This window comes from Lyngbya sp. CCY1209 (genome assembly GCF_035615495.1).
Taxonomy (GTDB): domain Bacteria; phylum Cyanobacteriota; class Cyanobacteriia; order Cyanobacteriales; family Microcoleaceae; genus Limnospira.
Genome location: NZ_JAJENU010000516.1, coordinates 1 through 13,304 on the forward strand (window position 1 = coordinate 1; position 13,304 = coordinate 13,304).

Annotated in this window: 12 protein-coding genes and 1 tRNA gene; 9 read left to right on the forward strand and 4 right to left on the reverse strand. The window is 54.7% G+C overall.

The window, feature by feature from the left end; all coding sequences use genetic code 11:
* Positions 1-51: 51 nt before the first annotated feature.
* Positions 52-125, reverse strand: a tRNA-Pro gene (locus tag LKE08_RS16590).
* A 148-nt stretch (positions 126-273) separates the two neighbouring features.
* On the opposite strand from LKE08_RS16590, the gene lipA reads away from it, so the two are divergent.
* From lipA to LKE08_RS16605, 3 genes are all read left to right on the forward strand, one after another.
* The gene (lipA, locus tag LKE08_RS16595) at positions 274-1,152 is read left to right on the forward strand and encodes a lipoyl synthase (RefSeq protein WP_324705357.1); all 879 of its coding nucleotides are present in this window, start codon (positions 274-276) and stop codon (positions 1,150-1,152) included.
* Between the two features lie 661 nt (positions 1,153-1,813).
* Positions 1,814-3,043, forward strand: a complete 1,230-nt coding sequence (gene sigC / locus LKE08_RS16600) for an RNA polymerase sigma factor SigC (RefSeq protein ID WP_324705358.1) — start codon at positions 1,814-1,816, stop codon at positions 3,041-3,043.
* A gap of 347 nt (positions 3,044-3,390) precedes the next feature.
* Positions 3,391-3,918 carry a transcriptional repressor gene (locus LKE08_RS16605; protein ID WP_324705368.1) on the forward strand — a complete coding sequence of 176 codons (528 nt, stop codon included), beginning with the start codon at positions 3,391-3,393 and terminating at the stop codon, positions 3,916-3,918.
* Between the two features lie 74 nt (positions 3,919-3,992).
* On the opposite strand, the gene LKE08_RS16610 is transcribed toward LKE08_RS16605, so the two are convergent.
* Together LKE08_RS16610 and LKE08_RS16615 are read right to left on the reverse strand one after the other, a co-directional pair.
* Positions 3,993-5,708, reverse strand: a complete 1,716-nt coding sequence (locus LKE08_RS16610) for a peptidoglycan-binding protein (RefSeq protein WP_324705359.1) — start codon at positions 5,706-5,708, stop codon at positions 3,993-3,995.
* 110 nt (positions 5,709-5,818) lie between these two features.
* Positions 5,819-5,995, reverse strand: coding sequence for a hypothetical protein (locus LKE08_RS16615; protein ID WP_324705360.1), 177 nt, complete (start codon positions 5,993-5,995; stop codon positions 5,819-5,821).
* A gap of 389 nt (positions 5,996-6,384) precedes the next feature.
* Between LKE08_RS16615 and LKE08_RS16620 the strand changes: the two genes are divergently transcribed.
* Positions 6,385-6,864, forward strand: coding sequence for a CRR6 family NdhI maturation factor (locus LKE08_RS16620; protein WP_324705361.1), 480 nt, complete (start codon positions 6,385-6,387; stop codon positions 6,862-6,864).
* 91 nt (positions 6,865-6,955) lie between these two features.
* On the opposite strand, the gene LKE08_RS16625 is transcribed toward LKE08_RS16620, so the two are convergent.
* Complete coding sequence (locus LKE08_RS16625) at positions 6,956-7,201, reverse strand: hypothetical protein (RefSeq protein WP_324705362.1); 246 nt, start codon at positions 7,199-7,201, stop codon at positions 6,956-6,958.
* Between the two features lie 114 nt (positions 7,202-7,315).
* Between LKE08_RS16625 and LKE08_RS16630 the strand changes: the two genes are divergently transcribed.
* From LKE08_RS16630 to LKE08_RS16650, 5 genes are all read left to right on the forward strand, one after another.
* Entirely contained in the window at positions 7,316-8,083 is a 768-nt protein-coding gene (locus LKE08_RS16630; protein ID WP_324705363.1) for a PspA/IM30 family protein, read from the forward strand.
* Positions 8,084-8,472: 389 nt separating this feature from the next.
* Complete coding sequence (locus LKE08_RS16635; protein WP_324705364.1) at positions 8,473-8,646, forward strand: hypothetical protein; 174 nt, start codon at positions 8,473-8,475, stop codon at positions 8,644-8,646.
* Between the two features lie 28 nt (positions 8,647-8,674).
* Entirely contained in the window at positions 8,675-8,989 is a 315-nt protein-coding gene (grxC, locus tag LKE08_RS16640; RefSeq protein WP_324705365.1) for a glutaredoxin 3, read from the forward strand.
* A 40-nt stretch (positions 8,990-9,029) separates the two neighbouring features.
* Entirely contained in the window at positions 9,030-11,729 is a 2,700-nt protein-coding gene (locus LKE08_RS16645) for a DNA polymerase III subunit alpha (RefSeq protein WP_324705366.1), read from the forward strand.
* Positions 11,730-11,798: 69 nt separating this feature from the next.
* On the forward strand, positions 11,799-13,193 hold the full coding sequence (locus LKE08_RS16650; protein WP_324705367.1) for an OB-fold nucleic acid binding domain-containing protein: 1,395 nt from the start codon (positions 11,799-11,801) through the stop codon (positions 13,191-13,193).
* Positions 13,194-13,304 lie beyond the last annotated feature (111 nt).

The following is a 13,304-nucleotide window of genomic DNA, read 5'->3' on the forward strand; positions in this document are numbered from 1 at the left end:
TCAGCTTCAGGAAGCCGTCCCAAGTCCGACAGAATCGGGGTTTGATATCAATCGGGATGACAGGATTTGAACCTGCGACCCCCTCGTCCCGAACGAGGTGCGCTACCAAACTGCGCTACATCCCGTGAACTCAGTTTCACATTGACCTATCCTAGCATATCATTTCTCCCCCGTCCAGAACAAGCCGCCCCGAAAAATCGGGTTGTTGAGATTTGGTGTCGGAGTGTGGCACGATCGCACCAGTAATGTTAGTTGAGGTCGGAGGCGGTCAGCATGGTGTCTAAGCCGGACTGGTTGCGGGTGAAAGCCCCCCAATGGGAGCGCGTGGGAAACGTCAAAGGGATTCTGCGGGATCTCGGGTTGAATACCGTTTGCGAGGAGGCGTCGTGTCCCAACATCGGAGAGTGTTTCAACGCGGGGACGGCGACGTTTCTGATCATGGGGCCGGCCTGCACCCGCGCCTGTCCCTACTGCGATATCGATTTTGAGAAGAAGCCGAAGGCCCTCGACCCCAGCGAACCGGAACGGCTGGCCGAGGCGGTGCGGCGGATGAATTTGAATCACGTGGTGATCACTTCGGTCAACCGGGACGACCTGCCCGACGGGGGGGCCTCCCAATTCGTCCGCTGCATCGAGGCGGTGCGATCGCGATCGCCCCAAACCACCGTCGAAGTGCTCATCCCGGACCTGTGCGGCAACTGGGGCGCGTTGGAAATCATTCTCGACGCCAAACCGGAGGTGCTCAACCACAACACCGAAACCGTGCGCCGGCTTTACCGCCGCACCCGTCCCCAGGGAGACTACGATCGCACCCTGGAACTGTTGCGGCGATCGCGGCAAATGGCCCCCCAAATGTACACCAAATCCGGGCTGATGGTGGGACTCGGGGAAACCGATGCGGAAGTGCGGGAGGCAATGGTCGATCTGCGGGGCGTCGATTGCGATATCCTTACCTTGGGACAGTACCTGCAACCCACCGCCAAACATCTGGGGGTGGTCGATTTCATCCCCCCCGAACAGTTCGATGCCTGGAAAGCCTACGGCGAGTCTTTGGGATTCTTGCAGGTCGTCGCCTCTCCCCTGACCCGCAGTTCCTACCACGCGGAACAGGTGCGAGATCTGATGGAACGTTATCCCCGGACGCCGAACTAATGGAATTCAAAAGTCAAAAGTTGATGACAAGAGCTTTTCAACTTTTGGCAATGTCTCCACCCATATGGGCGGTGCTATATTGGGGAGAACTGGGGCGAAAAAAGTTGCGATCGCGATCGCCGATTTCCTGTGAATGCGATCGGCGATCGCGATGGCCCCGGCGATAATTGTCTAAAAAACCCTGCTACAAATGACCCGGACGGCCAACACCGAATTGCCGTTCTGGCAATTGATCGAGTACAATCGAACTGTTGCCGAAATGAAACGTCAAAAACGGCGGGAAGTTGACTGTATATTTTTGTTAAAGAATTTGAGGATCGTTGAGAAGTGATCGGGAACCCCCTCGGCGGGTGATGAAGATTAGCCAGTGACCTGACAAGGGTCACTTTTTTTATGTTGCCATCTCTATATACTAGCTAACGAGCCTGAAACAGTAACCCAAATTGTCGATCGGATCACTATTTTAGGAGTCGCCAATTTGAAAACTGAAGGTTCAGATTGCTGATCGGCAACACCGAGATCTGAAAGACTCAAGAGCGGTCTCGAGCTCCCAGACAACTTGAGAGTCGCCATCGTCAGCCTCGATCCGTCGGGACATCTACATCATAGACCTCCTGGGAGAGCCATTTTTGTTTCACCGAGAGCAACTGAGATAACCATCATGTCAGCCACCAATTTTCACGCCGAAACCGAATCCACCGACAACCTGCAAGATTATTCTGGGGATCGGGATATGGAATCATCCGGAAACGAACGGGTCCACATAGACTTGAGCGACGCCGAATCATCCGAGATGTCTGCCAACCGACGCACGACAGATCTGGTTCGCCTCTACCTGCAAGAAATCGGCCGGGTGCGCCTGCTGGGACGGGACGAGGAAGTTTCCGAGGCTCAGAACGTGCAGCGCTACCTGCGGCTGATCGAACTGCGCGATGCCGCGGCTCAAACGGAGGGGGGCGAGTTGCAAACCTACGTCCACCTGATCAAAACCCGCGATCGCCTGGCCGCACAATTGGGACACCGGCCCTCCCTGGAGCGCTGGGCCGCCACCGCCGGGGTCGAGGTCGCCCAACTCAAGCCGCTGATGGCCCTAGGAAAGCGCCGCTGGGCCGAGTTGGCGGAGTTGACGGTGGAAGAACTCGAACAGGTTCAAGCCCGGGGGCTGCGGGCGAAGGATCACATGATCAAAGCCAATTTGCGCCTGGTGGTTTCCGTTGCCAAAAAATATCAGAACCGGGGTTTGGAATTGTTAGACCTGATCCAAGAGGGGACCCTGGGGTTGGAGCGGGCCGTCGAGAAGTTCGACCCCACCCGCGGCTATCGCTTCAGCACCTATTCTTACTGGTGGATTCGCCAGGGCATCACCCGGGCGATCGCCACCCAGAGTCGCACCATCCGCCTCCCCGTCCACATTACCGAAAAACTCAATAAAATCAAAAAAGCCCAGCGCCAGATTTCCCAGGAAAAAAGTCGCACCGCCACCATCGACGACATCGCCGCCGAGTTGAAAATGACCCCGGCGCAAATTCGGGAAGTGCTGCTGCGGGTCCCCCGCTCGGTTTCCCTGGAGACGAAGGTCGGCACTGACAAAGATACGGAACTCGGGGACCTGTTGGAAACGGAAGATGTCACCCCGGAAGAATTGTTGATGCGCGAATCCCTGCACCGCGACCTGCAACAACTCCTCGCCGACCTCACCAGCCGGGAGCGGGACGTGATTTCCATGCGCTACGGCCTCGGCGACGGCCACCCCTACTCCCTGGCCGAAATCGGCCGCGCCCTGGAACTGTCCCGGGAACGGGTCCGCCAAATTGAAGCGAAGGCCCTGCAAAAGCTGCGCCAACCCAAGCGCCGCAACCGGGTGCGGGATTATCTGGAATCCCTGAGTTGAGTCGGGTGTAGGGTGTAGGAACCGGGGAGTGGAGAGTCACTCCTCGCTCCTCCCTTCCCCCCGTTCGGAGAATCTCCAATTCGGGCGCAAGCCTTGCGCCCCTACAATCTATCGCAAGTATCGCGATCGCGTGTTCACGGTTTCGTTTGGGGGAGAGCGCCCGAAACCTTGATTTCGAGGTGATTTCAGTTCCCTATCCCCCATTGCCCATTCCCTACACGCAGCGCCATCAAATTTCTGTCCCCAATTCGCTACCGCTATTGATTCTCAATAAGCGGATTTTTTTGACAATTTCTGGAGATCCCATGTATTATTGTCAGTAGCAAAGCTTTATTGAAAACTGAATGATGCCGCTATATACCGCAAGTTCTTTTAAATCGGAACTCAACAACAAAGGGTGGCGCCTGACACCCCAGCGAGAAACCATTCTCCACGTGTTCCAAAATCTGCCCAAGGGTACCCACCTGAGCGCCGAAGATCTCTACGATTTGTTGAAAAGTCGGGGGGAGAATATCAGTTTATCGACGATTTATCGCACCTTGAAGCTGATGGCGCGGATGGGGATTTTGCGGGAGTTGGAACTGGCCGAGGGTCACAAGCACTACGAGATCAACCAACCCTACCCCCACCACCACCACCATCTCGTCTGCGTGCAGTGCAACAAGACCATCGAATTTAAGAACGATTCCATTTCCAAAATCGGGTTGAAACAGGCCGAAAAATCGGGGTTGCATATGCTCGACTGCCAACTCACCATCCACACCGTCTGTCACGAGGCGCTGCGGATGGGTTGGCCGTCTTTGGTGTCGAGCAACTGGTCCTGTTCCCAAACGATCGCGGAAACGGCCGGTTCTGAAGATGAGGATACAGATTGACTCGGCTTTCGATGTCGTTTCAATTCGGGCAGGGAAAAATCGATTTTTCCCCGCTTTTTTTTGCGTGCGATCGCCTACAAACCGCTGTAGAGTACCGCTTCGGCACTCGCCCCGTACAACTCCTTGGCTTTGGCCACCGCCGATTGGGTGAGGGCATCGTACAGGCCGTTGATCGGTCCGCTGTAGAGTCCCTGAATTTTCAGCCGTTCTTGTAATGCCGCGACATTGACAGGGGTGTCGGCGGCAGCGGAAGCAGCGATCGCCGCGGAGTGGGTTTCAACTCGGGTGTCAGAGGCATCAGAAGAAGCGATCGCCGCGGAGTGGGTTTCAACTCGGGTGTCAGAGGCATCAGAAGAAGCGGCGGCGACGGAGGGGGTGATGTAGCTGAAGATGCGGCGATTTAAGTTGAACAGGTACGCCTCCGTCGTCGGGCCCACGATCCCCGTGGTCGTGATGTTGTAGGCTTGCTGGAACCGCATCACCGCCATTTGAGTGCCGCCATCAAAGAAGCCATTGATCGGGCCGTCGTAGAAATTCAACTCCCGCAACCGTCGCTGAATCCGGCGGACTCCCATTCCCGTGTCGCCGACGGTCAGGGAGACGGAAGGCGTCACGACGGGGCGGACGGGGCTGACCGTCACGGCCGGAACCTGGGGAATCTGGCTGACGGTGGTGGTTCGAGCCAGCACCCGCACCAGATAGAACTGGGTTGTGGCATCGACTCGGCCCGTGGGTGGAATGCCGTAGGCCCGTTGGAAGCCGATCACCGCCCGCCGGGTGGACTCGTCGAAGATACCGTCAACCGTTCCCGTGTAGTATCCCAACTGTTGCAGTCGCCTTTGGAGGAGAAGCACCGCCGTCCCCCGATTGCCGACGACGAGGATGGGGGGGGAGTTGGGGGGGTTGCTCGGGAAACTGGGGACGGACGGCGTGCCGGGGACGACGACTCCCCAACTCACCAGGAGGGCTTGGGTGGCGGCTTCGACTCGGCCGGTGGGGGGCAGGCCGTAGGCGATCTGGAAGTTGCGGACGGCCCTGGCGGTCGCCTGGTCGAAAACGTTGGTGATCGGGCCGCGATAAAATCCGAGTTGTCGGAGCACCCGTTGGATGCCTCCCACCGCCGAACCGGTACTCCCCGGGCCGAGGCCGATTTCCGGGAGGGGGACCGGGCGTTGGTTAAGCAGGGCGAGGGTTTCTTCGGACACCAAACCGGTGGCGGAAATGAAGTTGTCCTGTTGGAAGCGGATCACGGCATTGCGGGTGATTTGTCCGAAATAGCCGGTGGAGTTGGCGGTGAAGTAGCCGAGATTGCGGAGGCGATTTTGCAGGTTCGTCACCCCCGGGCCGCTGTCTCCGACCCCGAGTCCGATCAGGTCGCGATCGCTCACCGGGGGCGTGGGGTCTGCGGGAGAGTCGGTGCCGAACAGGGCGGCCAGGGTATTGGGGCCAACGATGCCATCCTGGACCAACCCGTTATCCCGCTGAAATTGAATGACGGCATTCTGGGTGATGTCGCCGAAATAGCCGGTGGTGTTGCTGGTGAAGTATCCGAGTTCGCTCAACCGGTTTTGAATGCGGGTGACTTCCGAGCCGAAATCCCCGATCGCCACCAGGGCTTGGGCCGCCTGGGCGAGGCTCAAAACGGCGAGGGTGACGGCCAGGGAGAGAAAACCTCGATCAGCCCGGGTGGAGAGTTTTTTCCACCGAATCCCCATCGGGTTGGCGAGATGGAAATGGGGGGGATTTTCGTAGCTCAGGGCGAGGTGAAGGTAAGCATAAGAGTCCATCATAATGAATCGGGAAAATAATAGAAAGGGGGAACAATTGAACCTGAGATCCTTTAGATGTCGAATCCCGGGTGATTGTTTCCCCCATTCTATATCGGCCGTTCCAACAGACGTTATACCAAACCGGCGCGATCGCACAGCAGGGCGACGATGATGGAGAATGCGGTGATTCCCAGCGCCACCCAGGGGCTTTGTCCCTGGCTGACGGCGAAAGACGTGGCGACACCGGCTCCCAAACCGGCAGTGACGGCGGCTCCGATGGGGTCCCGTTCGGAATTGCGTTTATACATAATCTTTAGGTTTTGAATTGACTCGGGGTGGGCGATCGAAAATTGCAATGCTTCTCACCCTAGCACCCCCGCCGGAAATTGGAAGGCCGCGGCGGCTGATTGAAATGAAGATTCAACTTTAGCTAAGTTTCTTAACATTGCAGGGGGAATTCGCCGGTTTTTTTTAACGAAATTTAACATCGAAAAATGCGGCGGACTCGATATCCGACCCGAAGAGATGGGATTTTCGGGCGATGGCGCTGCGCGCGGGTGTGGGGTGTAGGGTGTAGGGTGTAGGGAATAGAACGTCAACACGCGATCGCGAAACTGGCGATCGGCCCGAACCCCCACATCCGATAAAATCCAAAAGACAGAGCGCCCGATTTGAGATGGGCAAAGGTGAAGATTAAATGACGATAATGATCGCACTGGACTCCAACTGCCTGAACTCGCTGGATCTCTCCCCCGTCCGGGAGGCGATCGAGCCGCTGCTCCGGGATGGCAAAATCGCCGAGGGCGAACAGCAACTCCGCTTCGAGATCGACTATCCCCTCGACCCCCAAGACCCCCGCGAGTTGTCCGAGGTTCCGGAAATTCGGCTCTGGTTCATCCGCCTCGACAGCCGCTATCCCTGGCTCCCCTTCCTGCTCGACTGGCGGGAGGGGGAGTTGGCCCGCTACGCGGCCATGCTCGTCCCCCACTCCTTTCACCGCCGGGAAGGCATCCAGTACAACCCGGAGGCCCTGGAAATTTTCCTGATGCACAAAATATTCGTCCTCACCCGCTGGCTGCGCGAACAGGGCCTTCCCAGCCGCTCCCGGCTGCAGTCGATGTCCCAAATGCTGGGGTACGATTTGGACGAGGCCTTTTTCGAGGCGATCGAAAATTGAGAGTTTGTCGAACTCGGCTGCCATCTTTTCCGTCGCAACTTGTACGGGACTCCGGATCCAGGCGTTACACTGGAATTAATCAATTGCGATTTCAATCCGTCGAGCGATCGCGCCTTGTCCGGTCGTCCGCTCTCGGCTCCCGCCGGCCCAGACGCGATCGCCAGGGGTTCGAGCAACTCCCGAAAAAAGTTGTAAACTCAATGGCACGAGTGCCGGAGAGTATGATGGGAATTGACACCGCCGGGTGGGCCGCGTCTTTTTTGTTGCTTCCCGGAAACGGCAAAGTCCTGCGGCCGTCGCGAACGTCCCGTTCCTCCCCCCGATTCCCCGCCGCCATTTGGTCGGGGAAGTGTCAAACCCGTCACCTCGGATTAACTGATGTTGAGCAGGCTCATCCGAACGGCCTGCCCTGACCAAACTACTCATACACCGTCTAAGGAAAAACATCATTATGGGATTATTTGACCGTATCGGCCGAGTTGTCAGAGCAAACTTGAACGACCTGGTCAGCAAGGCGGAAGACCCTGAAAAGATCCTCGAACAGGCCATCATCGAAATGCAAGAGGATCTGATCCAGTTGCGTCAGGCCGTCGCTCAAGCCATCGCCCAACAAAAGCGCAGCCAACAGCAGTACAATCAGGCCCAGTCCCAAGCCAACCAGTGGCAGTCCCGGGCGCAACTCGCACTCCAGAAGGGCGATGAGAATCTGGCTCGGGAGGCCCTGCAGCGCAAGAAGGGCTACGTCGAAACCGCCAACACGCTCAAGGTCAATATGGACCAGCAGAGTACCCAGGTGGAAACTCTCAAGCGCAACTTACTCAGCTTGGAAAGTAAAATTTCCGAAGCCAAGACCAAGAAAAATATGCTCAAGGCTCGGGCTCAGGCTGCCAAGGCGAACGAACAGCTCAACAACGTTCTCGGCGGCATCAATACCGGCGGCGCGACGGCGGCTTTCGACCGGATGGAGGAGAAAGTTCTGCAAATGGAGGCGCGTTCGACGGCCGCGGCCGAACTGACGGGTTCGGGTTTGGAAGAACAGTTCCGCGTTCTCGAAGCCGGCAGCGATGTCGATGACGAGTTGGCGGCGATGAAGGCGCAGCTCTCGGGCGCCCCGGCTAACCAACCGCAGCTTGAAGGTTCGTCGAGCGAGGGTTCGGCGTCTAAAGCTGACGTTGACCGGGAATTGGAGGATTTACGCAACGAACTCAACAAAATGTAGGTTTCGGTCTCCATCGTTTCCAATCACCTTTGGGCTTTTTGTCGGAGAACCCGATTGACTTCCCGGCTGTAGGGGAAGGCAACGGACGGTGAACTCCTGATGGGAAGCCCCCATTTTTGTTGCCGAAAACATCAGTGTGAGAACTCGTGGCGCCGTGTGCCCGGTGTCGGGTGTGGGGGATTCAAGACTTTGACTTTCGGGCGCAGATCGGGAATAATTTGTGTGACCGATGGCCGTACCATCGGCGGTGGTGTTGGGGGTGGCTGGATTCAACCGGACTCGATTGCTTTTAATTCTGTGAATTGATGATGCTTAAAGTTCGCTTTCTCACACTTAGTTCATTTGCGGCGGGGTTTGGTCTATGTTCCATCGTATTCAGTGTTTTTACGATGATTTCCGAGTTCAATTTTGCCTCCATATTTAGATTTTTATTGACGGCTTTGTTTTTCCTGATCAACCTCATTTTTGTCATGCACTACTACGTCTCTATTTTTAAAGAGCAAAGGTTTATTTACCGGATGCGATCGCAACTCAGAAACCCCAATTATATCAACTACAACTAATCCGAAAATTACAAGTTATAAAAAAATCATGTTAGACTTTCTCAATCCCCTCCTGGGCCGCCACCCCGAAAACATCAAAGCCGACGTGGAGATCTACACTTGGCAAACCTGCCCCTACTGCATCCGCGCCAAACTGCTGCTGTGGTGGAAAGGGGTGAATTACAAAGAATATAAAATCGACGGGGACAATGGAGCCCGCAACCTGATGGCCGATCGCGCCAACGGCCGGCGGACGGTGCCCCAAATCTTTATCAACGATCGCCATATCGGCGGATGTGACGAGCTCTATCAGTTGGATGGGGAGGGTAAACTCGACCCCCTGCTGACGCAACCCGCCGGCTAATTGTCACTATTTTTGATTCTAAAATATTGGAGAAATTACCATGTCTTTCGTGGGACTGCACATCCACAGCGACTACAGCCTCCTCGACGGTGCCTCCCAACTGCCACAGTTGGTGAGTCGGGCGGTGGAACTGGGAATGCCCGCGATCGCCCTCACGGATCACGGCGTCATGTATGGCGCGATCGAACTGATCAAACTCTGCCGGGGCAAGGGCATTAAACCCATCATCGGCAACGAAATGTATGTGATGAATGGCGATGTCACCACCCAATTAAAACGACAAAAAAAATATCACCAAGTCGTCCTCGCCAAGAATACCCAAGGTTACAAAAACCTGGTCAAATTGACGACAATTTCTCACTTAAAAGGATTCCAAGGAAAGGGAATTTTCGCCCGCCCCTGTATCAACAAAGAATTTTTGGAACAGTATCACGAAGGCTTGATCGTCACCAGCGCCTGTTTGGGGGGGGAAGTACCCCAGGCGATTTTGCAGGGAAAAATGGATGTCGCCCGCAAAACCGTCGAGTGGTACAAGGGGATTTTCGGGGAGGATTACTATCTGGAAATTCAGGATCACGGTTCCCCCGAAGATCGGATCGTGAATGTGGCGCTGGTGCAACTCGCGAGGGAATTTGAAGTTAAAATTATCGCCACCAACGATTCCCACTTTATCTCCTGCAACGACGTGGAAGCCCACGATGCTTTACTGTGCATCAATACCCAGAAATTAATTACCGAAGATAAGCGACTGCGCTACAGCGGGACGGAGTATTTGAAATCCGCCGAAGAGATGATGCAACTGTTCCGAGATCATCTCCCGGATGAGGTGATCAAAGAAGCGATCGCCAATACGTTGGAAGTCGCCGAAAAAGTCGAACCCTACACCGGCATTCTCGGAGAACCGCGCATCCCCGACTATCCCATCCCCCCTAACCACACGGCGGATACTTACTTGGAAGAAGTCACCTGGGAGGGGTTGAAAGATCGCCTCAACGCCGCCACGCGATCGGAGATTCACACCACCTACCGCGATCGCCTGGAATACGAATTAAAAATGATGCAAAAAATGGGGTTCTCGACCTATTTTTTGGTGGTGTGGGACTACATCAAACACGCCCGAGATAATGGCATCCCGGTGGGGCCGGGGCGGGGTTCTGCCGCCGGATCTTTGGTCGCCTATGCGTTGAGAATTACCAACATCGATCCGGTTCACCACGGTTTGCTGTTCGAGCGATTTTTGAACCCGGAACGGAAATCGATGCCGGATATTGATACGGACTTTTGTATCGATCGCCGCGACGAAATGATCCAATATGTAACGGACAAATACGGGGAGGATAAAGTCGCCCAAATTATCACCTTCAACCGCATGACATCCAAGGCGGTTTTAAAAGACGTGGCGCGGGTGCTGGGGATTTCCTACAGCAAATCCGATCAGATGGCGAAATTGATTCCGGTGGCGCGGGGAAAACCGGCAAAATTGAAGGTGATGATTTCCGATCAAAGTCCTTCGCCGGAATTTAAAGCCGCCTACGATAACGAGTCAGTTCCGATTAAAAATAATGCCGGGGATATGGTGGGGGAAATTTCCGTCCGCCAGTGGGTGGACATGGCGATTCGCATCGAAGGGACGAATAAAACCTTCGGCGTCCACGCGGCGGGAGTGGTGATTTCCAAAGAGTCTCTGGATGCGATCGTGCCCCTGCAGCGCAACAATGACGGGGCGGTGATCACCCAATATTATATGGAGGATATCGAAGCCCTGGGTTTGTTGAAAATGGACTTTTTGGGGTTGAAGAATCTGACGATTATCCAGCGAACTTTGGACTACATTCGGAAAAGTAAAAATTTGGCGATCGACCCCTACGATCTCCCGGCAGAAGAACGCAGGGCGATGCGAATTTTGGCGAAGGGGGAGATCAAGAAAATGCCCGAGGATATCCAAAAAACTTATAAAATTTTGGAACTGGGCAGTTTGGAAGGGATTTTTCAGTTGGAATCTTCCGGGATGCGGCAGATCGTGAAGGATTTGAAGCCGTCGAGTATCGAGGATATTTCTTCGATTTTGGCGTTGTACCGTCCGGGTCCCCTCGATGCGGGTTTGATTCCCCAATTTATCAACCGCAAACACGGGAAGGAACCGATCCGCTACGAACACAAACTGTTGGAACCGATTCTGAATGAAACTTACGGGATTCTGGTTTATCAAGAACAGATCATGAAAATGGCTCAGGATCTGGCGGGGTATTCTTTGGGTCAGGCGGACCTGCTGCGGCGGGCGATGGGTAAGAAAAAACTGTCGGAAATGCAGAAGCACCGGGAAACGTTTATCGACGGTGCGACGCGGAACGGAGTCGCCCAAAATATCGCCGAACACCTGTTCGATCAGATGGTCAAATTCGCCGAATATTGTTTGACCTACGACACGGAAATTCTGACGGTGGAATACGGGCCGATCGCGATCGGTAAAATCGTCGAGAATCAGATCGAGTGTACGGTTTATACCGTGGATAAAAATGGATACGTCTACACCCAACCGATCGCCCAGTGGCACGATCGCGGCATCCAGGAAGTTTACGAATATCGCCTGGAAGATGGGACGGTGATTCGGGCGACACCGGATCATAAATTTATGACCGAGGACGGGCAGTTATTGCCCATCGATGAAATTTTTGAACGGAATCTCGATTTGAAAAAACTTGAAAAAAGCGCAGAATGGCACTTTCTGAAGGTCAGTTAAAAACGTATTTTTTAAACTGCCAATCTATTTCTTGATCGAAAATCCAGCAGATTCTCAGGAGTTACCGCCGTGGTTAAAATTGTTTCTCGTCAAAAAGTCAGCGAAGAAAAAGTGTACGATATTGGTGTCGTAAAAGATCATAACTTTGTCCTCGCCAACGGGTTGGTCGCGTCCAACTGCTTCAACAAATCCCATTCAACCGCCTACGGCTACGTCACCTATCAGACCGCCTATTTGAAAGCCAACTATCCCGTCGAATACATGGCGGCACTGCTGACAGAAAATAGCGGCAATACCGACAAGGTGCGGGCTTACATCGAGTCCTGCAAACATTTGGGGATCGAAGTCGTGCCGCCGGATATCAACCGTTCCGGGGTGGATTTTACCCCCGTAGAGGACGGAATTGTATTCGGGTTGTCGGCGATCAAAAATGTCGGGGACGGCGCGATCGCACATTTGTTATCCGTCCGGGAAGAAGGCGGGCCGTTCCAAAGTTTGCCCGATCTGTGCGATCGCATCAGCCTGCAAACCGTCAACAGTCGGGCGCTAGAATCTTTGATAAAATCGGGCGCTTTCGACAGTTTGAATTCCAACCGCAAACAATCGATTCAATACTTGGAAAAACTGATACCCTGGGCGCAAAAGAGGGCGAAAGATCGGGCGGTCGGTCAGACGAGTTTGTTCGATATTTTGGGAGATTCTACGGTGACTGCTTCGACCCAGGAAGCCGCGCCGGAAGTGCCAAAAACCGACGATTTTCACCAAAAGGATAAGCTGCAATTTGAGAAAGAATTGCTCGGTTTTTATGTCTCCGATCACCCGCTAAAATCCCTGTCGGAATCGGGGGTTTTGGAGGATGCGGTCACGCTGTCGCAACTGCCCGAGAAAAGGCCGAAGACCGCCATCAAAACGGCGGTGATGTTGATCAATATCAAACCCCACCTGACCAAAAAAGGCGATCGCATGGCGTTTTTACTCCTCGAAGATCTGACGGGGCAGATGGAGGCGGTGGTATTTCCGAGTTCCTACGAAGACGTGAAAGACTGTCTCCAAGAAAATGCGATCGCGATCGTGGAAGGAAAGGTGGAAAAGCGGGACGACCAGACCCAAATAATCGTGGATGCCATGCACTCGGCGGACGAGTTGGTGCAGCGGGCGATCGCACGCCCAAAATCCGACCAAAACAGCTCCCCCAAAATCACCACTTCCCGGCTGATCCGCCTGCATTTGACCCCCGAAGAAATCGCCGAAGTGGAGACATTAAAACGGCTCAAAGACATCTTGCAAGAATGTCGCGGCAACCCCGAATCGGCCACCGTTTCCGTGGAAGCGATCGTCGGCGACACCCCGGAAAAACGCCGGGTTCGCTTCGGTTCCCAATACTGGGTCGAAGACAATACCGCGATCGTCGATCGCCTGAAAACCGCCCACTTCAAAGCGGACATCCTGCCGGCCAGTTCTTAGGGAATTGGAGGCTCCAGGAGGCCGGGGGCAAGGTTATAGCAACCGCCAGAACGGTTAGGACAAATCTGCCAATTTGAGACCCGCCTTGAAATCAATTTCAAGGCTCACAGC